This window comes from Pseudoalteromonas sp. S1609 (assembly GCF_005887255.1).
Taxonomy (GTDB): domain Bacteria; phylum Pseudomonadota; class Gammaproteobacteria; order Enterobacterales; family Alteromonadaceae; genus Pseudoalteromonas.
This window is the reverse complement of the sequence record NZ_PNDJ01000012.1, coordinates 1-25,755: the sequence shown is the minus strand read 5'-3', so window position 1 is coordinate 25,755 and position 25,755 is coordinate 1. Positions and strand designations below refer to the sequence as shown.

Annotated in this window: 27 protein-coding genes; 22 read left to right on the top strand and 5 right to left on the bottom strand. The window is 40.5% G+C overall.

The genetic code is table 11. The features are described 5' to 3' along the window. The first annotated feature begins 62 nt into the window (after positions 1-62). From CWB76_RS03910 to CWB76_RS03870, 9 genes are all read left to right on the top strand, one after another. A complete protein-coding gene (locus CWB76_RS03910) occupies positions 63-1,010 on the top strand; it encodes a homoserine O-succinyltransferase (RefSeq protein WP_138605594.1) in 948 nt (315 codons plus the stop codon). After that, positions 1,000-2,070 carry a homocysteine S-methyltransferase family protein gene (locus tag CWB76_RS03905; protein WP_138605592.1) on the top strand — a complete coding sequence of 357 codons (1,071 nt, stop codon included), beginning with the start codon at positions 1,000-1,002 and terminating at the stop codon, positions 2,068-2,070. The genes CWB76_RS03910 and CWB76_RS03905 overlap by 11 nt, the downstream gene beginning before the upstream one ends. 10 nt (positions 2,071-2,080) lie before the next feature. Beyond that, positions 2,081-4,711: a methionine synthase gene (gene metH / locus CWB76_RS03900; RefSeq protein ID WP_138605591.1), complete on the top strand. Its 2,631-nt coding sequence runs from the start codon at positions 2,081-2,083 to the stop codon at positions 4,709-4,711. Between the two features lie 320 nt (positions 4,712-5,031). After that, on the top strand, positions 5,032-5,784 hold the full coding sequence (locus CWB76_RS03895) for a hypothetical protein (protein WP_138605589.1): 753 nt from the start codon (positions 5,032-5,034) through the stop codon (positions 5,782-5,784). 142 nt (positions 5,785-5,926) lie between these two features. After that, the gene (locus CWB76_RS03890) at positions 5,927-6,694 is read left to right on the top strand and encodes a hypothetical protein (protein WP_138605587.1); all 768 of its coding nucleotides are present in this window, start codon (positions 5,927-5,929) and stop codon (positions 6,692-6,694) included. 71 nt (positions 6,695-6,765) lie between these two features. Next, positions 6,766-7,461 (top strand): aspartate/glutamate racemase family protein, encoded by a 696-nt coding sequence (locus CWB76_RS03885; RefSeq protein ID WP_138605585.1) that lies wholly within the window; start codon positions 6,766-6,768, stop codon positions 7,459-7,461. A gap of 85 nt (positions 7,462-7,546) precedes the next feature. After that, complete coding sequence (locus tag CWB76_RS03880; protein WP_138605583.1) at positions 7,547-8,077, top strand: hypothetical protein; 531 nt, start codon at positions 7,547-7,549, stop codon at positions 8,075-8,077. 317 nt (positions 8,078-8,394) lie between these two features. Further along, positions 8,395-8,925, top strand: a complete 531-nt coding sequence (locus CWB76_RS03875) for a DUF6795 domain-containing protein (protein WP_138605581.1) — start codon at positions 8,395-8,397, stop codon at positions 8,923-8,925. A 32-nt stretch (positions 8,926-8,957) separates the two neighbouring features. Then, positions 8,958-10,106 carry a lipase family protein gene (locus CWB76_RS03870; protein WP_138605580.1) on the top strand — a complete coding sequence of 383 codons (1,149 nt, stop codon included), beginning with the start codon at positions 8,958-8,960 and terminating at the stop codon, positions 10,104-10,106. A gap of 72 nt (positions 10,107-10,178) precedes the next feature. Here the strand turns inward: CWB76_RS03870 and CWB76_RS03865 are convergent, their stop codons facing one another. From CWB76_RS03865 to flgA, 5 genes are all read right to left on the bottom strand, one after another. Continuing rightward, entirely contained in the window at positions 10,179-10,376 is a 198-nt protein-coding gene (locus CWB76_RS03865) for a CsbD family protein (protein WP_010391132.1), read from the bottom strand. A gap of 339 nt (positions 10,377-10,715) precedes the next feature. Continuing rightward, positions 10,716-12,233 carry a DUF3360 family protein gene (locus tag CWB76_RS03860; RefSeq protein ID WP_008464416.1) on the bottom strand — a complete coding sequence of 506 codons (1,518 nt, stop codon included), beginning with the start codon at positions 12,231-12,233 and terminating at the stop codon, positions 10,716-10,718. A 507-nt stretch (positions 12,234-12,740) separates the two neighbouring features. Continuing rightward, the gene (flgN, locus tag CWB76_RS03855; protein WP_010391136.1) at positions 12,741-13,163 is read right to left on the bottom strand and encodes a flagellar export chaperone FlgN; all 423 of its coding nucleotides are present in this window, start codon (positions 13,161-13,163) and stop codon (positions 12,741-12,743) included. Then, on the bottom strand, positions 13,160-13,450 hold the full coding sequence (gene flgM, locus CWB76_RS03850) for a flagellar biosynthesis anti-sigma factor FlgM (protein ID WP_010391138.1): 291 nt from the start codon (positions 13,448-13,450) through the stop codon (positions 13,160-13,162). The genes flgN and flgM overlap by 4 nt, the downstream gene beginning before the upstream one ends. A 93-nt stretch (positions 13,451-13,543) precedes the next feature. Continuing rightward, complete coding sequence (gene flgA, locus CWB76_RS03845; protein ID WP_138605579.1) at positions 13,544-14,305, bottom strand: flagellar basal body P-ring formation chaperone FlgA; 762 nt, start codon at positions 14,303-14,305, stop codon at positions 13,544-13,546. Positions 14,306-14,364: 59 nt separating this feature from the next. Between flgA and flgB the strand changes: the two genes are divergently transcribed. The 13 genes from flgB to CWB76_RS03780 all read left to right on the top strand — a co-directional run bounded on the left by flgB (position 14,365) and on the right by CWB76_RS03780 (position 25,442). After that, on the top strand, positions 14,365-14,784 hold the full coding sequence (gene flgB / locus CWB76_RS03840) for a flagellar basal body rod protein FlgB (RefSeq protein WP_010391142.1): 420 nt from the start codon (positions 14,365-14,367) through the stop codon (positions 14,782-14,784). After that, entirely contained in the window at positions 14,784-15,200 is a 417-nt protein-coding gene (flgC, locus tag CWB76_RS03835; RefSeq protein ID WP_010391144.1) for a flagellar basal body rod protein FlgC, read from the top strand. The genes flgB and flgC overlap by 1 nt, the downstream gene beginning before the upstream one ends. A gap of 4 nt (positions 15,201-15,204) precedes the next feature. After that, positions 15,205-15,858, top strand: coding sequence for a flagellar hook assembly protein FlgD (locus CWB76_RS03830; protein WP_138605578.1), 654 nt, complete (start codon positions 15,205-15,207; stop codon positions 15,856-15,858). Positions 15,859-15,876: 18 nt separating this feature from the next. Further along, on the top strand, positions 15,877-17,205 hold the full coding sequence (locus CWB76_RS03825) for a flagellar hook protein FlgE (RefSeq protein WP_138605577.1): 1,329 nt from the start codon (positions 15,877-15,879) through the stop codon (positions 17,203-17,205). An 11-nt stretch (positions 17,206-17,216) separates the two neighbouring features. Then, on the top strand, positions 17,217-17,948 hold the full coding sequence (locus tag CWB76_RS03820) for a flagellar basal body rod protein FlgF (protein ID WP_055011654.1): 732 nt from the start codon (positions 17,217-17,219) through the stop codon (positions 17,946-17,948). A 14-nt stretch (positions 17,949-17,962) separates the two neighbouring features. After that, entirely contained in the window at positions 17,963-18,748 is a 786-nt protein-coding gene (gene flgG, locus CWB76_RS03815; RefSeq protein ID WP_010391154.1) for a flagellar basal-body rod protein FlgG, read from the top strand. A 2-nt stretch (positions 18,749-18,750) separates the two neighbouring features. Further along, entirely contained in the window at positions 18,751-19,473 is a 723-nt protein-coding gene (locus CWB76_RS03810; RefSeq protein WP_232735466.1) for a flagellar basal body L-ring protein FlgH, read from the top strand. 18 nt (positions 19,474-19,491) lie between these two features. Then, on the top strand, positions 19,492-20,601 hold the full coding sequence (locus CWB76_RS03805) for a flagellar basal body P-ring protein FlgI (protein ID WP_138605573.1): 1,110 nt from the start codon (positions 19,492-19,494) through the stop codon (positions 20,599-20,601). A gap of 11 nt (positions 20,602-20,612) precedes the next feature. Then, a complete protein-coding gene (locus CWB76_RS03800) occupies positions 20,613-21,074 on the top strand; it encodes a rod-binding protein (RefSeq protein WP_138605571.1) in 462 nt (153 codons plus the stop codon). A gap of 6 nt (positions 21,075-21,080) precedes the next feature. Continuing rightward, a complete protein-coding gene (flgK, locus tag CWB76_RS03795; protein WP_138605569.1) occupies positions 21,081-22,388 on the top strand; it encodes a flagellar hook-associated protein FlgK in 1,308 nt (435 codons plus the stop codon). Positions 22,389-22,399: 11 nt separating this feature from the next. After that, on the top strand, positions 22,400-23,296 hold the full coding sequence (gene flgL, locus CWB76_RS03790; RefSeq protein WP_138605567.1) for a flagellar hook-associated protein FlgL: 897 nt from the start codon (positions 22,400-22,402) through the stop codon (positions 23,294-23,296). Positions 23,297-23,323: 27 nt separating this feature from the next. Further along, the gene (locus tag CWB76_RS03785) at positions 23,324-24,349 is read left to right on the top strand and encodes a flagellin (RefSeq protein WP_138605565.1); all 1,026 of its coding nucleotides are present in this window, start codon (positions 23,324-23,326) and stop codon (positions 24,347-24,349) included. 175 nt (positions 24,350-24,524) lie between these two features. Continuing rightward, complete coding sequence (locus CWB76_RS03780) at positions 24,525-25,442, top strand: flagellin N-terminal helical domain-containing protein (protein WP_138605563.1); 918 nt, start codon at positions 24,525-24,527, stop codon at positions 25,440-25,442. The last annotated feature ends 313 nt before the right edge of the window (positions 25,443-25,755 follow it).

The window sequence follows — 25,755 nt, the reverse complement described above, 5'->3', positions numbered from 1 at the left end:
TGGCATTCTGTTCATAATGAGAGCGTATTAACTCTCGGTTTTTATGAGCAGGAGCTTTAAGAATGCCAATTACAGTAGAAGACGAATTGCCAGCTATTGCACGTTTACGTCATGAAAACGTGTTTGTAATGCCAAAAACGCGTGCAAAAACCCAAGAAATACGCCCTATGCGTTTGGCTATTCTTAATCTGATGCCTAATAAAGTAGAAACCGAAGTACAGTTTATTCGCTTGTTGGCTAACTCTCCGCTGCAAGTAAATGTTGAGCTATTGCGCCTTGATACGCACCGCAGTAGTAGCAACTCAGAGCAACACTTAGATACTTTTTATCGTTATTTCTCAGAAGTAAAAAACAACAACTACGATGCACTGTTAATTACCGGTGCACCGCTCGCACATTTAGAGTATGAAGAAGTAGCGTATTGGGAAGAGCTCAAAGTAATTATTGATTGGGCCGAGCAACATGTAACTTCAACATTGTTTTCGTGCTGGGCTGCACACGCGGCCTTATACCACCGTTATAATTTAAAGCGCGATTTAAAAGACAACAAACTCTGCGGGGTGTTTACCCATCAATGCTACTTTGCCCATGGTGCACTTACCCGCGGCTTTGACGATACCTTTTTAGTACCCCACTCACGCTATGGCCACATAGATATTAATAAAATAAACGCCTGTGAAGAGCTGGTGGTATTAGCAGGCTCTGAACGAGTAGGGGCGTATTTACTTAAAAATAAATCGGGCAGCCAAGTGTTTATTACCGGCCACCCCGAATATGATGCCGACAGTTTAAAAGCGGAATATGATCGCGATTTACAAAAAAGTCCCGATGCGCCAAAGCCTGAAAACTATTTTCCTGATGACGATGCCAGCAAACAACCGTCTAAAACATGGCAAAGCCACGCGTTTTTACTGTTTTCAAACTGGTTAAATTATTACGTTTACCAAACCACACCCTATGATATTAACTTAGTTAGCCAAGACGTAAGGACTAACAACTATGCCGAATAATCCTCAAAACAATAAGCATGAACAGCTGAGCGCTGCGCTCAAACAGCGCATTTTAATTTTAGATGGTGCAATGGGAACCATGATCCAAGCGCATAAGCTTGAAGAGCAAGACTACCGTGGTGAACGTTTTAAAGATTGGCACGTGCTTATTAAAGGTAATAACGATTTATTAAGCCTAACCAAGCCTGAAATTATTACTGATATACACCGCAGTTTTTTAGCCGCCGGTGCTGATATTATCGAAACTAACACCTTTAACTCGACCACCATTTCGATGGAAGATTACGACATGGCGAGTATAAGCCGTGAAGTTAATTTAGAGTCAGCTAAGTTAGCCCGTGCTGTATGTGATGAATTTAGCGCTAAAACCCCAGAAAAACCGCGCTATGTAGCGGGTGTTTTAGGGCCAACATCTAAAACCTGTTCGTTATCGCCGGATGTAAACGACCCGGGCTATCGTAATATCACCTTTGATAAGTTAGTGACTGCGTATGTGGAGTCGACCCTTGCACTTATGGAAGGCGGTGTAGATATTATTTTAATCGAAACAATATTCGACACGCTTAATGCAAAAGCCGCCTCATTCGCAGTAGAAGAAGCGTTTGAACAAGCAGGGCGTACATTACCAGTGATGATATCAGGCACTATCACCGACGCCTCAGGCCGCACGCTTTCAGGGCAAACCACCGAAGCATTTTATAACTCTATTCGCCATATTAAGCCGCTTTCAATTGGCTTAAATTGCGCTCTTGGGCCAGATTTACTACGCCAATACGTTGAAGAGCTATCACGCGTATGCGAAACCTTTGTCTCTGTTCACCCTAACGCGGGCTTACCCAATGAGTTTGGAGAATACGATTTAGAAGCAGACGACATGGCAAAAGAGATCATAGATTGGGGTAAATCGGGCTTTATTAATATTGTTGGTGGTTGCTGCGGCACTACGCCTGCGCACATTCGTGCCTTTGCCAAAGGGCTTGAAGGCGCAGCACCACGAAAATTACCAGAGCTTGAAGTGCGCATGCGTTTATCAGGCCTAGAAGCCTGTAACTTAAATTAAGGAGCCGCCAATGACCCAACAAATTGCAGTATTTACCAATGTCGGCGAGCGTACTAACGTAACTGGCTCGGCCATGTTTAAACGTTTGATCATGGAAGAAGACTACGAGACCGCCCTTAATGTGGCCCGCGAACAAGTAGAAAATGGCGCACAGGTTATTGATATCAACATGGACGAAGCCATGCTGGACTCAAAAGCCGCCATGGTTAAGTTTTTAAACTTAATTGCCTCAGAGCCTGATATTTCTAAAGTACCTATAATGGTCGACTCCTCAAAGTGGGAAGTTATAGAAGCAGGCTTAAAGTGTATTCAAGGCAAGGCCATTGTTAACTCCATTTCACTTAAAGAGGGTGAAGAGCCGTTTATTCGCCAAGCTAAAATTATAAAACGCTTTGGCGCCGCCGCTGTTGTGATGGCGTTTGATACCGAAGGTCAAGCCGATACCGCCGATCGTAAGTTTGAAATTTGTGAGCGCAGCTACCGTATTTTGGTCGACGAAATTGGCTTCCCGCCAGAAGACATTATATTCGACCCCAACATATTTGCCGTTGCCACCGGTATAGAAGAGCACGACAACTACGCCGTAGAATTTATTGAAGGCACCCGCCGCATTAAGCAAAACTTACCGCACTGTAAAGTCTCGGGTGGGGTGTCAAATGTATCGTTTTCATTTAGAGGTAATAATCCGGTACGCGAAGCGATTCACTCGGTATTTTTATACCATGCTATAAAAGCGGGCATGGATATGGGAATTGTAAACGCAGGGCAACTTGCGGTTTACGACGACATCCCCGAGGAACTTCGCAAAGCCGTAGAAGACGTAATACTTAACACCGACCCAGGCGCGGGCGAGCGACTTGTGGAAATAGCACCCAAGTTTTCGGGCATGGCACAAGCTGATCGGGTAGAAGATTTAGAATGGCGCACTTGGTCGGTTGAAAAACGCCTAGAGCATGCCCTAGTAAAAGGCATAACCACCTTTATAGATGAAGATACAGAAGAGTGCCGTGCTGGCGCAGATAAACCTATTCACGTGATTGAAGGGCCACTCATGGACGGCATGAACGTGGTTGGGGATTTATTTGGCGCGGGTAAAATGTTTTTACCCCAAGTGGTTAAATCGGCCCGTGTAATGAAACGCGCGGTCGCCTACCTCGACCCATTCATTGAAGCCGAAAAAGAGGAAGGCGCCACCAATGGTAAAATTGTTATGGCTACCGTAAAAGGTGACGTGCATGACATAGGTAAAAACATTGTTGGCGTAGTACTACAATGTAATAACTACGAAGTAATCGACCTTGGGGTAATGGTGCCAGCAGATAAAATACTGCAAACCGCGATTGACGAAAAAGCCGATATTATAGGCCTTTCGGGCTTAATTACCCCATCGCTTGATGAAATGGTACACGTTGCCAAAGAAATGAAGCGTCGTGGCTTTGAGCTACCACTCATGATTGGTGGGGCAACCACCTCAAAAGCGCATACCGCAGTGAAAATAGAGCCGCAGTACGACAAAGGCGTGGTGTATGTAAATAACGCCAGCCGCGCCGTGGGTGTGGTGTCTAATTTATTATCAAAAGAGCATAAAGCAGAGTTTTTAGCTAAAACCACCGCCGAGTACGACAAAGTACGCGAACAACAAGCACGCAAAAAGCCGCGCTCAAAACCAGTTACCATACAGCGCGCCCGCGATAATGCTGCAAAACTCGATTGGGATAACTACACGCCACCCGTGCCTAAAAAGCTGGGCGTGACTGAGTTTAAAAATGTATCAATCGCGACTTTACGCAAATACATAGACTGGACGCCGTACTTTATGACCTGGTCAATCGCCGGTAAATATCCGCGCATAATGACTGACGAAGTAGTGGGCGAACAAGCACAAAGCCTATTTAAGGACGCCAACGATATGCTCGACGACCTTGAAAAATCAGGCACTTTGCAACCACTAGGTGTAATTGGTTTATTCCCTGCAAACCGCGTGGGCGATGACATAGAAATTTACACCGATGAAACGCGAAAAGAGCTATTAACTACCTCATGTCATTTACGCCAACAAACCGAAAAAACCGACTTTGCTAATTACTGTTTAGCTGATTACATTGCGCCAAAAGGCACGCCAGATTACTTTGGTGCGTTTGCGGTAACAGGTGGCTTAGAAGAAGACGACCTTGCTGACGCGTTCGATGCACAGCAAGATGACTATAATAAAATAATGGTAAAAGCGGTTGCTGATAGGCTTGCCGAGGCCTTTGCTGAATACTTGCACGAGCAGGTGCGAAAAGAGTATTGGGGTTATGCACCTGATGAAAACCTAGGTAACGATGAGCTAATCCGCGAAAACTACCAAGGTATTCGCCCAGCACCGGGTTACCCAGCGTGCCCAGAGCACACCGAGAAAAAGAAAATTTGGCAGTTGCTCGATACCGAAAAACGTATTGGTATGCAGCTCACCAGCTCGTACGCCATGTGGCCAGGGGCCGCGGTTTCGGGTTGGTACTTCTCACACCCACAAGCGAAATACTACGCTGTAGCGGCTGTGCAAAAGGATCAGGTAGAAGACTACGCCAAGCGAACTAATATGACGATCGCAGAGGCTGAAAGGTGGTTATCGCCTAACTTGGGGTATGATCCGGAGTAAAAGATCAGCGGTCAAAAGTTGAAGCGGTCAGTTTTTAGCTGTCAGCTATCAGTAAAAGAAAAACGAGCCAAGTTAGGCTCGTTTTTTACTTTTATTACGTTGTTTAAGAACAATCAGTTGAAATCATATAATATGGTTATGCAGGCACTATTGGTGATTTCTCTTTAACTGAATTAATATTAGGTAAACGTTGAAAAACTTATATGAAGCAATTGCTTAGTAATAATAATTTGAAACTATTAGTCGCCAAAACTAAATGAAATTTTAGTTACTCAAGCGGCAGGTGTATTTGTAAGTTATTTAAATAAGGATTAGTTATTTTGAGGGATAAAATTACAGGGCTTTGGAATAGAAAGAAATTTGTATTAATGACACTTATTGCTCTTCTTATTACTTCTATAGGTGCTTATGAAATCCTCTACCACTCTAATGGACATTCTAATTTTTGGCCTGATTTGGGTAGCTGGATTGGGGGAGTGGGAACTATTTATGCCGTGATTATCGCAATTGTTGAGTATAAGAGTCGAAAACGGATTGATGGGGCATATGAAAGATTCGAAATACTTAGTTGCGTAAAAGGAGAATATTTCCACAGCTGGATGTATTGTACTTTATATCAACTAGAAACGAAAAGTTGCTTGGAGTCATTCAGTAGTTCTTCAAAAGACAAGCAAGATATTGCCTTGGAGAAGTGGAAGCGTTCTTTAAAGTCGACACTAGAGTTTCATCAAAAGTTTATAATCGCTCATAATAAATTGTCTAACTCTGTAATACGCCTAAGATTTTTTTCTCCAGATAAATATAAAATATTAGAAGGTGATTTTGAAAAATTGTATAAATTAGCAAATGATGTTGAAAGGCTTATGGATACTATTGATCAGCGGCGATTTGATAAAATGGATCCTAGCTGGTCGTCAGAATTTAAAGTTTTATCAGATAATATAAGTAAAAAAAATAATTATGATCACATTTTTAATATTCAGTATGATAATGAATGGTTGGAATATTTAGAAGGCATTCAAGAAAATGTATTTAACCTTTTATTAAAAAAGTTAGAAAATCCAAAGTTGTAATTTAGAAATTTAAGGCTACCTAAAGCCTTAAGATACATTATATTTTTATAAAGTTGCTTCTGACCTTATATTTTCACTTAGTGTCAGGTATTACCTACCTTTATACAATGCATTCTCAATAACTTTAAATAAAGGACTATTAATGAAGTATCTAAATTATATATTACTTTGCCTACCTCTATTTTTCGCATCAAATATACATGCGCTTGAGCAAAAGTATCACGAGAGTGTTTTACCTGTTATTGCTGCTTTTAAAACGCAGGATAGAGCTGCGATTGCAGCACTTATTCGCTACCCGCTAAAACGACTATATCCCATACCTGATATTAAAAATGAAGCTGAATTTATTAACCGCTTTGATGAAGTGTTTGACGATGAGTTTGTTACTATTATTGGCAGCTCTAATATTAATACCGATTGGGATAAAGTGGGCTGGCGCGGCATTATGCTCTATAACGGCGTAATGTGGGTAGACACAGACGGCAAAGTTATTGCTGTGAATACACAAAATACCACTGAGCAAGCACATGCAGAAAAGTTAATCGCTCAAAATAAACAATCACTCCATTCAAGTATTAAAACCTTTCAAAAACCAATACTTGATTGGGACACAGCAAAATACCGAGTTCGCATTGATGATTTAGGCGATGGAAACTTCCGTTATGCGTCGTGGAGCATTGATAAAAGCCCAAGCTATAAGCCTGATATCGTTTTAATCAATGGTGATATTACCTTTGAAGGTAGTGGCGGCAATCATCACTATACGTTTAAAAACGGACGCTATAGTTACATATTACACGTTACTATTATTGGCAGCGATACATCGCCACCTGGTTGGCTTGAAGTATATAAAGATGAAAAGTTGTTATTGTCTGACGCTGTTATCAGTGCAGTTAATAAAGCTAATTAAGTTTCTAGTGAAGAGCGGCTATTTTTAACTTACTGTGAAACGTAAACTGCGATCGAGAGAGGGAACTAGCTATGAAAACAATCGGCATGCTCGGAGGTATGAGTTGGGAGTCAACAGCCAGCTATTACAAAGTTTTAAACGAAGGCGTTAAACACTCGTTGGGTGGACTGCATAGTGCTAAAATTTGTATGGTGAGCGTCGATTTTGCGGAAATTGAAGCGCTACAGCATCAAGGCGATTGGCAACAAACAGCTAAGTTACTTACCAAGGCAGCTAAATCGGTAGAGGCTGGTGGTGCTGACTTTTTACTTATTTGTACCAACACCATGCATAAAGTGGCCGATGAGATTGCCAGTAATATTACCATTCCTATTTTGCATATTGCCGATGCCACCGCCGAGCAACTAAAGCACGATAACATTACGCGAGTAGGGTTGTTGGGAACGCAATTTACAATGGAGCAAAACTTTTACAAAGAGCGTTTAATCGATAAGCATAACATTGAGGTATTGATACCTGAGCCTATTGAGCGAAAGCGAGTGCACGAGGTTATTTATTCGCAGTTATGCCAAGGGATTATTGATGAAGATTCGCGAGCTGATTATATACGCATTATAGAGCGATTATTTGAGCAAGGCGCGCAGGCCATTATTTTAGGCTGTACTGAAATCGCCTTGTTGGTAAAGCCACAACATACGCAGGTTCCGCTTTACGATACCACCAAAATACATGCCGAAGCAGCAGTGAAGTTAGCGCTGGCTAAATAAATAAGATTGAGCTTAATTCTGTAAATAATCACTTCGTTATGCTTGCATACAGTGATGCTAACAGTAAAGTAATTTGGGGGTAGAGGTGAAAAAGCTTAATATTTATTTGTTACTTTTATTATCTGTTGGATATTCTGCAGTTGCTTTATATTCGCTCATTAATAGTGATATTGAAGATGTTATTATTTGCAGCGCTGATGAGAATACTCATTACATCCCAAGTGACGCTTGTGAATATTACTTACTTAATTATAGAGCAGATAAGAGTGATATTGAATCACTTGAATCAGGCGCTGGTCTAGCATTTTTATTTGAAATTAAAGATATAGATAAGCGCGATGTTTATATCAAATACTTTATTTCTAAAGGAATCAAAGTAAATACGTTAAGTCACATAGATGGTTTATCACCTCTACACTCGGCTATTTTGCTTAATGACTTTGGTTTAGTGCAACTTTTAATGGATAAAGGCGCGAGTATTACTATTAAAGAAAAATCACATGGGCTTACACCTTTAGAGTTTATTCATAAACTGAGTGAAAAAAATGCTCAGATAGATAGGCAACTGATATCTGAACTTTTGACGTCGATTTCAAATAATAAACAGGCTGGTTAATTCAAAGAATTACCGAATATGTTAAATCTAGTGATTCTATTATTTACCAACAAAAAAACCGCCAATTGGCGGTTTTTTATTAGCAAGTAAAGCTGTTAACACGCTTTATATTAATGACCTTTCTCAAAGTCATTTACTTCGCGCTCGGTTTAACTTCCTTTAACCTATACATCTGAAGCTTTAATTATTGTATTTTATATAGGCTTGTCTATCATATGAGGTCTATTTACAAAGGCATGTGAATATTTAAGCTTATAGGGAATCATGTAGCAACCCTCCACAAAATGTTCACGGCCTATTTTTAAGGCTTCTTGTTTATGTCATTTTTAACGACACTTAAAAAGTTTGGTAATCATATTGGTGCTTACAAAGTGCACTTGTGCCCTGAGGTGAAAGGCCAAGTTAGTGAAAAGGGCAAGCCTTTATCTAATGTGAGAATAGACCGAGTATTAAATTTTTCTGATGGCAAATGTGCTGAAGATTTCACTTACACGGATAAGAACGGAAGTTTCTTACTACCTGAAATTAATATCCGCTCTAATCAACCAGCAGTCCCGCTTGCTGAGATTTTTACTTCTCAAGCTATTTATTTATCCTACAATTATGAAGAATATTGCCTTTGGGGTTCCAGATTGTCAGGCGCTAAATACCGAGAGGAATATGCAAAAAAATTAAGGCAATTAATAGCTGATACCACTGATGAAAAGGTTCTTTTTAAATTTGAGAATAAGAAAATTGAAGGCTATAAATTTGAAGCTTTAAGTATTTGTCGTTGGTCTGATGATTTTGAAGTAGTGGAAAAAAATGCTTATTTCGACCTTTCTGAAATTGAGACGGATGATAATTAATAAAACAAAACCTAAATTATAAGGAAATATTGATGAATGTTTTAAGCCCTGCAATAGCTGCTAACTTTGCTGCTATCTCATACGAAAGCCTTGATAAAAGAGGCTTGAGAGCTAACCCATATTTTGAAAGGATTAGCTCTTTATTTTCATTCGAATCAGAATCTATAAAAGGTGTAAGTGGTTCTATTCTTGAACGAGTTTTTAATCACTCGACCAATTTTGGCTGTATTGCAAAAGGTAAGAAGGGTGCATATGAAGATGATTATGTTTTAGCTTTACGTGGCACGGCTAAAATCCGTGATGTTGTTACTGATTTACATTGTGGTTTAAGTACTTGCATTAATGACCAACCTGTACATGCAGGCTTCAACCATACATTTAACTCCTTTAAAAATCAGTTAGAGCTATACTTTAAACAAAGCACTAAGAAAAAATTAAACATCCATGTTGTAGGTCATAGTTTAGGTGGTGCTTTAGCAAACTTAGCTGCTAACTGGTTAAAGCAACGTTTTGGAGCGAATGTAAAATTATATACTTTTGGTGCGCCGCGAGTTGGTTATAATAGTTTTGCAGTAAAAACTGAGTCCGCAACAGATAACAGCATTTATCGTTGTGTACATGCAGCCGACCCTGTTCCTTTAGTGCCTGTGTGGCCATTTATGCATACGGAGCAAGAATATATTTTACACGGTGCTGCCACCATTACTCCAAAAGCACATAGTATGACTAAGGAGACGCCAGGATATTTGCATACAGCAAGCAATTTCAAAAGTTATTCTGCTATTAACAAGGGAATGGAAAAACGAATTCAAGAAGAGGTAAGGCTTGATTATGAGAGGCGACTCGAATGTAGCCGCACCTCTAAATGGGCTCGGAAAATTGGTGCAGCTTTAATTACTCATTTACGTGATACTGGTAAATTATATGCAATACAAAATCATTTTTCGAACGCTCTCACAGTATACGATCAGATAGCTAAAGCATTAGCTGATAGCATTGATTTTTCTAAAAATTGTACTAAAGATGTAAAAGGGATTTTAGGGCATATGCTGACATTTTGTGGCTATCCATTTCAGGTGATTTCTTTTACTTACGCTTCTATTAGACATATTTTGCAATTAATGCTTAAAAATATTTTTGCACTTGCTGGCGAAGCGTTAGCATTAGCAAAACCTTCCTAAAATTAAGGTATACAAAAAAACCGCCAATTGGCGGTTTTTTATTAGCAAGTAAAGCTGTTAACACGCTTTATATTAATGACCTTTCTCAAAGTCATTTACTTCGCGCTCGGCTTCCTCTTTCGATTTACCGTATTTTTGCTGAATTTTACCAACAAGCTCGGTACGGCTACCTTCAATTTTATCTAAATCATCGTTGGTAAGATCGCCCCATTTTTGTTGCGCTTTACCTTTAAGTTCTTTCCAGTTTCCTTCGATACGATCGCTATTCATAATTAGCTCCTTATTAAGAGTGATGATTTTTCATTTTAAAAGCGTTACTAATAAAATGATTTTTAACGTTCACTTATAAAGGTGCAAAGCCTATACCAGAAAGTGAAATATTAAGTTTTAACTATATATCAATCAGTTATGATGTTTTGGTGTGTAAAGCTTTTTAGCTGGTGGCGAGCTTTATAAAAATTCTGCAGGGTGGCTTGTAATTATTTCAGGGACTGTCACTTCAGGGGCTGTTACTTCAAGGGGGATTATTGCAAGTACACTGTGCTGGTTTTTTATAAGTACAATAAAAAAGCGAGCTATTAAAGCTCGCTTTGCTGTTTAATAAAGGAATTAATGTCTAAAGCTTGGCATTAGCGCAGGAATGCCTGGCAGCATACCTACCAGTGCCATTACACCGGTTAATAACACAAACATTATAAGTGGGATGACCCAGCGACTCATTCGCGATAAATCAGCACTTCTTTCTTTACAGCCAATAAGGCCCAAGTTATCAAGTAGCATAGTTAATGACCAACCAAATGCAGGGTTTACTAGGCTTGATGCAAACACCACAATGGCGGCTGATTGGGTGGTTTTACCTTCACGGGTCATTTCCATACCCGCTTCAAGTAGTGGAATAAACACCCCTACAATTAATGCAACACACAATACTGGCTGCCAAATAGCTAAGTCCATTGGATAGCCCCAAACACCCGCGATAATACAAAATAACGCAGTTAAAATTGCGCCTGCAGGAATAGGGCGTTTTGCAATAGCAGCAGGAACAATGTAAGTGCCCCAAGATGACGCAAAGTTAGCACCGCCTAAAAGCGAGCCAAAGGTTTGTCTTGTTGATGCGCTAAGCATGGTATCGTCAATATTCATTTGTACTTTTTCAGTACGCTCAGGGTAACTAATTTTTTGAAATACTTGATGGCCTAAAAAGTCAGGAGACCACATAGCAACCGCTAAAACTGCAAAAGGAAGTACAACTACAAAGCTTTCAGCTGTTGGTAAGCCAAGCATCCAGCCGGTGTTTTCGCCCCACCAGTACATAGGGTTCATGTTTGGTAAGCCCGGTGCAGTATGAAACTCAAACGGTGCACCCAATGCAAAAGCAGTAAAACCACCAATTAAACAGCTCAGTGGCACGGCTAACCAGCGTTTTTTGTAATGCTCCAATAAAGCATAAAGTAAAATTGTGGCTAAGATTACGATAAAGGCAATATGGGTCATTTGAATTTCTTCAGCCCATGCAAACAGCTTTTTAACTTGTGAAATGGTACCCACAAAGCCCAAATAAAGAAGTAGGCCACCACACACTCCTTTACTGGTGAGCTTGGCCATGAGACTGCCGCCTTTACTAAATGCTAATATCAATCCAAAGGCTCCTATGAGCAAACCAAAGGCCATAGGGTGTCCGCCTGCGGCAACCACAATAGGAATTAATGGAATGAGTGGGCCATGAGTACCCGCTAAGTTAGCGGTCGGTAAAATAAAGCCAGAAAATAGTAAAATAAATAGCGAAACAATTAAAAGTTCGTAGCGTACGTTTTCAAGTACAAAGCCATCACTTAAACCCAAAGGGCCTGCAAACGTGGCAGCAATGGCTGCTACCATTACTACTTTACCTATAGTAGCGGCCATTGCTGGAATGGTGTCTTCAAATTCAAAGCGATAATCTCTAAACGGTAAATTTGGACGCCAGCGTTTTGGCTGCATAATTTGCAGTTCGTGCTCTAGATAAGCGTCGCGGCTTTCAAACTCAGAGCTGGGTTTATGAAGATTTTCATAGCTATCGGACACGGTTTGAGTATCCGCTCCTGGTATAGCATCAGATGAATTATCATCTAGCGGCTTGGTGGTCATGACTTCTCCTGCAACTTAGTTGCTAACTCAAAATAAAAATACAGCTTTTACAAAGCAAATGAACGTTGAGTGCGCAGGGTAAAACAGCTTGCTACAGATTGTAATTAGGCAAAAGGTCGTGCATAGCCCAGTTTAACGCTTTGTAAGTGTTAACAAAAATAGCAAAGGGATGTGTTGTAACTGGCTTGTTAAATTTAAAAGATCTTTAAATTCAGTGGTTTATTGTTCTGTTTTTACAGTGTGATCTTGTCATGCAGAATAGCGAAAAGGTCATAAAATCAGCAGATTCAGCAGCAATCATTCTTTAGTCTAATAAAGGTGACGTTAGCCGCTATTTGCTTATTATAAATACAATTAGCCGCAAAGTTGCACAAAAGCTAATAATACTTAGTTTTAGCGGAATAACTATTTTTGGACTCAAGATAGGGTTTTAAAAGGTAATAATAGGAGTAAAGTAAAAACATAGCGCAAAGTGACTAAACAAGAAAATGCCTTTATGTAACGTATTTATAAAGGCATTTCTGGGTAAGCTTGTTTGTTTTCACCGCCAGTTAAACGCTGTAACAACCGACGCTGGCTTGAGAGTAATTGCCCTGAGCGTTCATTCATTATTTTGCAGGTTTTAGTTTTTAGCTCAAGCTGATGCAATAGCTTAGTAGTAAGGGTGTTTATATCAACAGGTAGAAGCGCGGTTAATTGTGCTAAACCTTCTTTGCCACCTTGTAAGCCTAAACTCACCAAAAAGCCATCGCGCTGGTTGTGCGATTCATTTAAGCTTTCTAAAAAGCCGAGCATTTTTTTATTATGTGTTTCTAGCTGCACATTACGTTGGCTTAGCAATTCGTATTGCGTTTCAAGTAATTCAATTAACGCGTCTAGCTTAGTAATGTCTTGTTGCAGACTTACAATATACTCTTTTACAGTTTTCATTTTTTATGAAGTTCAACCATAGCGTTAACGGTTTCATCAATATTAATTTTAAATTCACCACTGGCAATTGCCGCTTTCATCATGGCTACTTTATCCATATCAACGTCTGGCTTTGCAGCTAAATCTTGAAATGTTGAGTCTATTGATTTACTTAATGCACTCACTGAGTTTGCTTGCTCTTGTTTAGTCGCTACAGGTTGTTGTTCTGGTTTTGCATCCAGTGAAGAACGCTGGTTTGTTTTTTGGCTTTGATCAACCGCAGTGGTTGTTATTGCACTTATATTCATTGTTTATTACCTAATTCGTTTATCGAATTTATATTGCTTAGTTTATATCAGCGACCAAGTACAAGCATTACTTAACTTTTATTTCGACATTTTTTAAAATGTCGCCTCTGCCACGCCTTGCGCAATTACTCTACCTTGAACTACTTTTTTTGATGATAAATTTTTTACATTAATAACCTCACCAAGCTGGCCATCTTCAAGAGCAATGGCTTTAACATTGGCTGAGAAAGTTGCGGTATTTATTTGCAGTGAAATATGCTCATTTTTATTGATTAAATACTGCTTTTCTAGGTATCGGGTGGAGATTACCGTGCCTTTATCAATCTCGCGTTTAACGGTAAGTCCAACTAGCTGGTCAATACCTGTTTCGCCTTGGTGGCGGTGCTTACCTAAATCCACGCTTTTATATTCTAAGTCTTGCTTATTAAGCACTTTACCTCGGTTTAAAGTGTGTTTGGCAGCTACTAGGTTTATCCACACACTTACTTTAGCACTGGCCCTAAAACGCCAAGCAGGCGATGGGCAAGATACAGAAACACTTACTCTGCCTGCGGGTGGCGTGTGACTTTGTGAGCGAGTGATTTGCAATTCATCACAGCTTAAATTTTCGCTGCCTTTAGGAATAAATAATTCTATATCTTGTCGCTGACTTTGCGAATTAACCGAGCGCAAATAGCTCTTAATTTCACTGTGCAAAAACTGCTGAATTTCTTTATCAAAATTAATGGGGGTGGCGATAGTATGAGCTGGCAGTAGTCCAATAGTTAAAAGTGAGCGGAAAAACCATCGCTTCCATTGGGGAAGTTTAGCTTCCGTGTGCTGGGCTGTTTTTTGCTCTTTTTTTATGTAAGTCATTGAAAAAATATACTTTTAAAAGTTGGCATAAAGGTTGTTATACACAAGGTAGAAAGTGTATGCGAAGCGCGAAAGCATACAAGAAACAAAAATTAGAGGCAACAATGGAACTATTTGATAAAGCGTTAGGTGTTCACCCTTTTTCAATGAAATTAAGGTTAGACAGAGCAGAAGTCATTGCCAGTAACTTGGCTAATGTTGACACGCCTGGGTTTAAATCTCGAGATGTAGATTACCGTCAAATTATGCAAAGTGTCTCATCCAGTTTTTCGCAAAACAGAGATGTTGATTTTGCTGGTGTACAAACGGATGAACTTAAATATCGCGTTCCTTATCAACCATCAAGTGATGGCAACACTGTTGAGTTAAATATTGAGCAAGCAAAATTTGCCAGCAACAGTATGGATTTTCAAACCAGTTTGACCTTTTTAAATATGAAAATAAATGGCTTACATAAAGTTATTTCAGGGAAATCATAATGTCTTTTAATTCAATTTATGACGCTAGCGGCAGCGCCATGCGCGCTCAAGTTATTCGCCTCGACACCATTGCATCTAACCTAGCCAATGCCGATACCGCAGCCGGTTCAGAAGCCGACGCTTACAAGGCACTTAAACCAGTATTTTCTGCTTTGTACAAACAAACACAAGACAGCCAATCAATTTCAGCCTCGGTTGATGTATTAGGGATCACTGAGTCAAACCGTGCGGTAGAGCAGCGCTACGAGCCAAATAACCCAATTGCTAACAACGATGGTTATGTATTTTACTCCAACGTGAATGCACTTGAAGAAATGGCCGATATGATGTCTGCAAGTCGCAGCTACCAAACATCTGTTGAAGTTATGGGGCGTGTAAATAGCATGCAGCAAAGCATTCTTAAGTTAGGACAATAATATTATGCAAGTTAATTCAGCCGTTCCAAGCGCAGCCGACGGGGCAAAAAGCACCACTAATATTGCCGGTAATAGCTCAGCAGATGAAATGTCGACCATGTTTTTAGAGTTACTTGTTGCGCAAATTAGTAATCAAAATCCATTACAACCTATGGACGGCACTCAGTATGTGAGCCAGCTTGCGGAGTTTTCTAATGTTGAGTCGTTACAAAGCATTCGCCAAAACACCGCCGACGGCTTGGATTATGTGAGCAGCTTAGCGGTGCTTGAAGCCACTAATATGGTTGGCCAAACGGTTGATGTACAAGCAAGCAGTATTGCCCTTGAACAAGATGGCAGTGTCTCTGGCATGGTTAATTTAGGGGAAGCCGCAGACTCTGTCACTGTGCAACTTTATAACCAAGATGGTGAATTAGTTGAAGAAAAACAACTGCCTTATTCTGGAGTCGGTTCATTGCGTTTTGAATTTGAAAACCAAGAAGCCGGTGCGTATGCAGTGAGAGCGTATGCCACTACAGCAGAGGTACCAAAGCAGCTTGATACTTGGCTAAGCGGTGAGGTTGAGCGTGTTTCTGTAGGTAAATCGTTAGAAGATATTTTATTGCAAGTCGATGGTTTGGGTAATTTTGGTATCACTGAAATTAATCAAGTGGCATAAATAAGAGGAATAAATAATATGTCTATGTTCAATATAGGATTAAGTGGTCTTAAAAGTACCCAAACAGGATTAGAAGTAACCAGTAATAATATTGCTAACTCAGGTACTGCTGGTTATAAAAATAACACCGCAGAATTTGCTGCAGTGTATAACGGCAGTCAACGCGGCGGTGTTAAAGTTGCCAATGTTAAAGAAGATTTTGTCACCGGTGGTGAAATTGTGCGCACCGGTAATGCGCTGGATATTGCTATTGATGGCCAAGGTTTTTTTGCCATATCAGAAAACGGCCGTACGGCTTACACCCAAGCAGGCCAGTTTCAGTTAGATAACGACTTAAATATTGTTAATGCCAACGGCGGCAAACTACAAGGTTTTGGCGTGTCTCAAGTTGATGGTGGTGACCCGACAATTGTACCGGGTGTATTAACCGATTTAAAAATTGAAGCCTCAAACATAGAAGCGCAAGCTAGTACTAACATTAATTTTAACGGTAACTTAAGTTCTTCTAGCGACGTGATTGCTTATCCAACAGCTCCTGCGGTATTTGATCCTAAAGATGGTAGTCAATATAACTTTTCTCAATCTACCGAAGTATTCGACTCCTTAGGTAACAGCCATGTAATGACCCAGTATTTTAACCATACGGGTAGCAACGAATGGCAAGCGATGTTTTTCTTAGATGGTAAACCCCTTACTCAAGCTCAGCTTTCAGCGCTTGGTTCGACGACAGGTACTCAAGCTATTGATGATGGTGCGGGTGGTTCAATTAACGCCGGTACCATTACACTTAACTTTGATACCGATGGCCAAATGGTGCCGTTTTCAGGCGACTTAACGGCGGTTGATTTAGAGGTGCCTATTACTTCAACGCCAGGTAATGCAGAAATAACCAGTGGCGCAGCAGCATTAAATATCGCGCTTAAATTCGATGGTACAACGCAGTTTGGTTCAAGTTTCAGTGTTAACGAAAACGATGCCAACGGCTATACCTCAGGGGCGTTTTCTGGTGTAAAAGTTGAAGACGACGGCCGTGTATTTGCAACATTTACTAACGGTGAATCTAAATTACAAGGTCAGGTTGTACTTGCCTCGTTTGCGAATGTTGATGGTTTAGAGCAAGGCAGTAATACCGTGTGGTATCAAACTGAAGAGTCAGGCTCTGCACTTTATGGCGAGCCAGAAAGTGGCTCACTGGGTAAATTACTGTCGGGTTCATTTATGGGCTCAAATGTTGATATTAGTGAACAGCTGGTTGGCTTAATGTCATTTCAACAAAATTACCAAGCAAATGCTAAAACCATCAGCAGTGCTGATGAAATGATGCAAATTTTATTTAGTAACACCTAAGGAAGCTGAGCGTGGAAAAGTTAATTTATACCGCCGTTTCGGGTGCTGAACTTAATAATACCGCCTTACGCGTTGCTGCAAATAACTTAGCAAATGTTAGCACCGTAGGCTTTAAGGCCGACTTAGAGCAAGCGCAATCAATGATGGTACAAGGCGAGGGCTTTCGTACTCGTTACCACGCGCAACTAACACCAGTAACTACTGACTTATCTTCAGGGCCAATCATGGATACTGGCCGTAATCTTGATTTAGCACTGAGCAATGGCGGTTATTTAGAGGTGATGGATGACAATGGCGAACCGGCTTATACCCGTGCGGGTAATTTAGTGGTTGATGCCGACGGCTTTGTTACTGTTAATGGTCGCCGCGTGCAAGGTGACGGTGGCGATATTCAACTCCCTGAATTTGGTGATATTGAAATTGGCTCAAACGGCATGATCAACCTAACCCCCATTGGCGGCGGTGTAATTGCAGAAGATGCGCAAATTAAATTAGCCAGCACCGATGCAAATTTAATTAAAGGTGCTGATGGCTTACTCAGAGCTAACGATTTACAGCCGCTTGAGGCCGACGAAACAATCACAGTAAGAACGGGTGCTTTAGAGGGTTCTAATGTGAATGCCGTGGCTGAAATGATCAAAACCATGAATATTAGTCGCCAATTTGAAATGAACGTAAAAATGATGAAGTCTGCTGACGAATTAGCGACCAGCGGTAATAAGCTCATCAGTGGACGTGGGTAAATAGGAAGCCAAACATGAATTCAGCATTATGGGTGAGTAAAACCGGTCTTGCAGCGCAAGATTTAAGAATGACAACAATATCGAATAACCTAGCGAACGTAAGCACTGCCGGTTTTAAAAAAGACAGAGCGGTATTTGAAGACTTATTTTACCAAGTACAAAAACAGCCTGGCGCGCAAGTAGATGAGCTTAATCAGCTGCCATCTGGGATTCAGGTCGGAACTGGTGTTCGTATTAACGGTACGCAAAAGCAATTTACCGAGGGTAGCTTTGAAACAACCAGCAATCAGTTAGATGTGGCCATTGCAGGGCAAGGCTTTTTTCAAATTGAAAGCCCTGACGGCGAGTTATTATTTACCCGTAACGGTCAGTTTCAGCTTAACTCCGAGTCATTACTGGTAAACAGCAACGGCTTACCATTGGCACAAAATATTGCGCTACCAGAGGGCACCACTAAAGTGAGTATTGGCACCGACGGCACCGTTACTGCGGTAGTGGGTAAAGATGCGCAAGCGGTTGAGTTAGGTCAAATGTTAACAGTTAATTTTGCAAATCCTGCAGGCTTACAAAGCTTAGGTGGTAACTTGTACCGCGAAACAGCGGCATCGGGTGAACCTGTCGAAGGCATCCCCGGTGAAGATGCTTTTGGTGGCTTGCAACAATTTACTATTGAAGGCTCAAACGTGAGCGTTGTTGATGAAATGGTAAGCATGATTGCCGTACAGCGCGCTTACGAGATGAACGCTAAAGTGGTCTCTGCGGCAGATGAAATGCTGCGCTTTATAAACCAAAACGTATGATTATGATGAATAAGTTAACATTATTTTTGCTGCTTTTGGGTGTTGCTGGTTGTAGCAATACCCCGTCAAAAACCCAAATGGTGGAATGCGAAGTGGTGTATGGGGAAGTTAAATGTCCACAAAACACCACTCAAAAATCAGTTCAAGACTATGAAATAAGCCAAGATGCCTATGCACAGGGTTTGAATCAGCAAGATGGTAGCTTATTTCAAGATAACTATATGTTTTCTTTGTATGCAGATAAACGTGCTTACCGAGTTGGCGATATTTTAACTGTGGTGCTTAACGAGCGCATGCAATCAAGTAAAAGCGCCGATTCGAGTTTAGATAAAAGCACCGACTTTGATGTTGCTGTGCCGGTTGCTGGTGCACTCAACGTAGCTGATTTTAATTTGGGTATAGGCTCGAGTGCCAAGTTTGACGGGGAAAGCAGCGCCAGCCAACAAAACTTCCTGAGTGGCGCTATTACTGTGCGGGTTAATCATGTTTTATCTAATGGATCGCTGGTTATAAAAGGGCGTAAGCAAATTAAGCTCAACCAAGGTGACGAATACATTGAAATTGAAGGGCTAGTTCGCCCTGGCGATATTGATGTAAGTAACCGTGTTTCGTCGCTTCGTATTGCTGAAGCGCAAATAAGCTATACCGGCAAAGGCACATTGGCTGATGCGAATCGTCCAGGTTGGTTTACCACTTTATTTACCCGATTCTTAAACCCGTTCTAAGGGATTACTGAGGTTTTAATGAAATATTTACTATTAATGCTAGTGTGCTTTTTTAGCCTGTTAGCGCCTGCAACTGTGACCGCCAAAGCACGTCCATTATTAGATATTGTTGATGTGCTAGGTGTGCGAGAAAACCAACTGGTGGGTTACGGTTTAGTAGTGGGTTTGCCGGGGTCGGGTGATAAAGCCCAAGTGAAATTTGCCGGCCAATCGCTAAGTAATATGCTAAAGCAATTTGGTGTCTCTGTAGATGAAGAGCGATTACCAAAATCAAAAAATATAGCGGCTGTTGCTGTCCATGCTACGTTGCCGCCCATGGGAAGCCCAGGTCAAGCCATTGATGTAACTGTGAACTCATTAGGCGATGCAAAAAGCTTACATGGTGGCAGCTTAATGTTGACCCCTTTAAAAGGGGTTGATGGCAAAGTGTATGCGCTAGCACAAGGTAATTTAGTGGTGGGCGGCATTAATGCTAGCGGTAAAAGTGGCTCCTCGGTGACTGTTAATGTGCCTACTTCGGGGCTTATTCCTAATGGCGCTATTATTGAACGCAGTGTTACGGCTATATATGAAAGTCAAAGCGATGTGATTCTTAATTTAAAAGATCCAAATTATCAAACTGCCCGCAATGTTGTGCGTGCTATTAATAAAGTATTTGGGCCTGATGTCGCTATTGCTGAAAACTGGGCACGTTTAGTGGTTAGTGCGCCAATTGATGCCAATAGTCGCAACACGTTTATGTCGATGCTACAAGATATTACGGTAGAGCAAGGCTCTGAGCGTCCTAAAATTGTATTTAATAGTCGCACCGGTACTGTCGTAATGAACAATACAGTGCGAGTTAATCAAGCGGCGGTTAACCATGGTAATTTAACCATTACCATCAGTGAGCAAGAGCAAGTGTCGCAACCTGGGCCGTTTTCAAATGGTCAAACTACGACCACGCAATCAAGTGATATCACAGTAGATCAACAACAAAAAAATATGCTGTTGTGGCCTGAAGGCACCTCATTAGATGAAATTGTAAAAGCGGTAAATGCACTTGGCGCAACGCCAGCCGAGCTTATGTCGATATTAATTGCACTTGATAATGCTGGGGCTCTAGAAGCCGAGCTATTAGTTATTTAAAGGAAATAGCCATGAAAATAGAGTCATCAACCCAATTATCTCAGTCATTAGCGATTGACCCGACCCATCTTGAAAACATTACTGGCAACAGTGAGGCAGGCGTTAAACAGGCAGCAGAGCAGTTTGAAGCTATTTTTTTACAGCTGGTATTAAAAAGTATGGATAGCACCACCAAAACTATGGCCGGTGACAATGGTTTTTTTAATAGTAACGAGCAAGCGCAATTTAGAGATATGCATAATGCTCAAACAGCGCAGCATTTAGCGTCAACTCATCAACTGGGTTTAGCCGAAGCGATTATTAAGCAGTTTGATGAGAAAATTGCTCCCATAGAAAATACATTTAAGAATAGCCAAAGCTTGGTCGCTAATGATCAACATAAAGGTGCTGAAAGCGTTGAGCCAACCCAAAGCTATGATATTTATGCGGGGTCGGCATTTGTTCAGCCATTGAATGCTAATACGATTAGGTAGTTAATTATGTCTATGTTAAATAACGCGTTAAGCGGCCTCAATGCGGCTAATATTGCGCTGACTGTGTCAGGGCAAAATGTGGCGAATGCAGCCGTTGAAGGTTACTCGCGTCAGCAAGCTCAATTTAAAACCTCTAATGTATATTTAGGTGGGGTTGAGGTGGCATCGGTTGATCGGGTTGTTGACGCCTTTTTAAATGACGATATTTGGCGTACTAATTCCGATACCAATTTTTATGAAAACAAACAGTCATACCTAGGCTTTATTGAGCAAATAATTGGTACCGACTCGTTAAACTTAAATAACTCCCTTGCAAGCCTAACCAATGCATTGAATGCAGCGACGACCAAGCCAGACTCACAGGCTTTTAGACAGCAGTTTTTGTCCTCAGTTGAAGGGCTTATGCAAGATTTTGCGCAGATTAATGGCGCACTGGCTGGCCAAGAAACTAAACTCAATGCGCAAATGAGCAATGTGGCACTAAGTGTGTCATCGATTACGAAACAGATAGCCGAAATCAACAGCAGTATTGGGGTAGCAACAGCGAATAATCAATCAACCGCAGAGCAAAAAGACAATCGCGAGCGCTTAGTAAACCAGTTATCAGGGCATATTGGTGTATCTATTGTTGAACGAGATAATGGCTTTATTGATATTAGTACCTCAAGTGGTGCCCCGTTAGTAGTAGGCAGTAAAGCTGCATCAATCTCGGTCAGTGGCACAACAGTTACAAGTGAATTTATTGGCCAGAAATTTACTCTTGATAAAAACGTTGGTGGTCAATTTGGTGGCTTAATAAGCGTTGATAATGATGTAATAAAACCAACTCTTGCAACCTTAAACAGCTTAGTTTCCGACCTTGCTGATGATATGAACGGTGCATTACAAAGTGGTTTTGATTTAAATAACGACCCTGGTGAAGCATTGTTTACTTACAACCCACTAAACCCATTAGGGACGATCGAGATAAACCCTGTTATCACTTCCGATAAGCTTGGTTTTAAAGACAGTAGTACTTCCGGGCCTGGTGATAATTCAAACATTGCTAATATCGTTACCTCAATGGCAGGAAAAGGCGATAAATTTACGTTATTAGTGGGTGAACTGGCAATTACTAGTAAGCAAAATTTAAGTAGTATCTCTACCGCTACGAGTTTAAGTGAAAATGCCATCGCAGCGCGTGATAGCTTTAGTGGTGTAAACCTTGATGAAGAGGCGGCAAGCTTAATGCATTTTCAGCAAATGTATAGTGCCAATGCCAAAGTGATCAGCACCGCCGATCAAATGTTTAAATCTTTACTGCAAATGTTTTAGGGGGCAATGTTATGCGAGTAAGTAGTCATCAGCTTCATTTAAATTCAATAAAAAACATCCAAATTAATACTGAAAATTTTAACGAAAAGTCGACTCAATTAGCAACCAATAAGCGTATTCTTAAGCCGTCTGACGATCCACTTGGCACTGTGATGATTATGAATTTAGGTTCAGAAATTAAATCGCTAGAGCAATACAAAACCAATATGGACGCAGTTAACTTTTCACTAGGTCAACAAGAAGTACAATTGACTGGTATTGTTAACCAAATATATTCCTTACAGAGTTTACTTACTACCGCAGCTGATGATTCGATGGGTGAGGCAGAAATTAAAGCGCTTGGCCAAGAAATGAGTGTGGCTTTTCCAGCGATTGTTGATTTACTTAATGCAACAGATAGCGACGGAAAGTATTATTTTTCAGGCAGTAAAACCGATGAACAACCATTTCAAATCGATGCCACGGGTAATTACGTTTATACCGGTGACGATATTGTCAGAGAAGTTGCTGTATCTGATGACTCAAGTGTAAAAAATAATATTGTGGGTGATGATTTAGACCCAGGTGCCGGCTTTTTAAATGCCATGCAAGACTATCTTGTTGATGTAAATAATCCACCGGCAGGTGGCGTTGGCAATCAATCACGGGTGATGATAGATAAATTAGCAGACTTTTTAGGTACTATTAGTAGCCAAGTGACTACAATTGGTTCTACTATGGCGTCGCTTGATTCTATTACTACCAGTAATCAAGATATCACTACGTTTACGGTGAATTTACAGGATGATTTAAGTGCTGTAGATTACCCTGAAGCGTTTATCTCGATGAAAGAGTCAATGGCGGCGTATGAGTCATCGATGCAGGTTTACTCAACAGTAAGCAAACTTTCATTGTTTTCATACATTTAAAAATTATAATATTTTCAGGAACTAACTATGCTGGTTAAAAGTAGCGAAAAGGCACAAGCAATTGACTTGGTTAATACCAATAAATCGGATGCACTCGTTACATCAACAAAAGATTCTGCTAACAATTTGTGGAAAAACAAAATTGTTGCCAGAGAGGAGCAAGTTAAAGTACTGACTGATTGGGCACAGCGTGGGGCGCTTAGTCAAGCCTTGGCTAGAGCCGAGCAAAGTGAAAGCACAATACGAAATTTGTATATGGGACTTGAAAAGTTAGCACAACAATTAAACACTCAGGCAGCTAACTCTCAGCCACAACCTATGCAACAACAAAAGATTAAAGTTCAAATAGCGTCATTACAAAATGTCGCAAGTAAAAAAGGCTCAGGGCTTGATTCTCAACTAAAAATAACCGACCCAAATCGTGCTATTAGCAAACAGCTTAATGCCAATATAGACCTGCTTAGCGCGCGTCCACATGAAGAAAATATCCAGTTAGTAATGGGGCGTTCGGGTAAATCATTAAGTTTAAAACTACCTGCCTATCAAGACGAAAAAACCAATTTAACTGCTATTCAAAATGCGTTTGCACCACATCATATAAACGTTGAGCTCAACCGTGAAAACCGCCTGCTTTTTAGTGCGCAAAAAGATAATGCGGCTCCACTTTTAGAACCTTGGGTGATGAGTGGTCAAGGTGTACGTGTTGCGGCGGGTAACCCGATTTCGTTGCAGCTTAATGATTTAGATAATCCACTGAATGAACTTGCTAAAGTAGCAGACAAAAATGCCAGTATTGCACAGCACCGCGAACAAATTCAAAGTGCACAGCGCCATTTAAAGGCCAACTTAATAAAAATTCAGGCACAAAAGCAACAGTTGCAAAGCCAGCTAGATCAACTCGATGCTGCTCGTACCTTAGCCAATACAGATGAATTGCTTGCTGTAAGTTTAGGGGTTAAACAGCACATGCAAAGCCCAGGGGTAAATAGTGTGGCTGCAATTATGTCACAAGCAAACATAACTCGTAACATGGTGCAATACTCACTAAATTAACGGTCAGTTAATTTAAATTTAACGTCATCTTTTTCATTATCGCCTGTAATTTAAGGGCTAACTTTAATAATTAGAAAAATGTTTATCTTTTCTCATAATTGGTCGCTCTTAGTTATTAGAAAGTGATTTAGCTCCACTAATTACTTTAACTACAACTTCAAAGAGGAAACTAAACATGGCTCTATCAATTCAATCGAATATGGCTTCAATGTCAATTCAAAACCAGCTTGGTCGCAGCAACAACGATTTATCAACAGCGCTTGAGCGTTTAGGTTCTGGTTTTAAAATTAACTCTGCAAAAGATGACGCAGCGGGTCTGCAAATCGCATCACGCTTAAACGCACAAGTACGCGGCCAAGAAGCAGCACTTTATAATTCAAACAATGCCATGTCGATGATGCAAACAGCGGAAGGCGCGTTTGATGAAATGACTAACATTGCTTACCGCATGAAAGAGCTAGCAACACAGGCTGCCAATGGTACAAATGGTGATGATGAATATACAGCGATAAGTTCTGAGTATGTTGCTTTGACTGCTGAATTAAATAGTATTATGGATAATACGTCATTTGGTGGAACAGCATTATTTAATGCAGACGCAGCATTGGCAGCAGATAAAGGTAAATTTGCTACAGCAGTTACGTTTCAAGTAGGTTCAAGTACAGCAGAAACATTGTCAGTTGATATCGGTGCTACTTTGTATGTTGATGGTACGGCTACAGATAAATCAGTTCAAGGAACTATTAATCAGTTGGCGGCTAGGGCCTCAACAGGAGCTACGCCATCAGGTAATGGTCGTATTGATAACCAAGCAGATGCAAAGGCTCAGCTTGATTTTGTTGATACGTTAGTTGATTCAATTGGCACGGCCCGCTCAGCCCTAGGTGCATCAATGAATCGTCTTGACCATACCATGAATAACGTAACGAACATGAAAGAAAATACTCAAGCGGCAGCGTCTACACTGATGGATGCTGATTTTGCTGCTGAAACATCTAATATGACTAAGCAACAGTTGCTTATGAACTCAGGTATTTCTGTACTTAGTACTGCTAACAGCACAACACAAATGATTGGTTCACTTCTTCGTTAATAGCTTAACGATAGGTTACATAAACCGAGTAATCGATTAAAAAATACCAAAACAGCTGCATCTTTTATGCGGCTGTTTTTGTTTAGACAGAGCTCGGATAAAAATAAAAAAGGTTACTCAGCCTTTTTAAAAGCTGCATCTAGTTTGGTAGCTATGTAATTATTTCGGCTGTATTAATAAATAAAATCAAAATAAAGTTTAGTTTTTTCTTAATGTGGTCGCTCTTAATGATTAGTCACTTCTATTTATACTTTGTGTGTAAATAGGTTTAAAACATAAAGGAAATTAAGCATGGCTTTATCAATTCAATCAT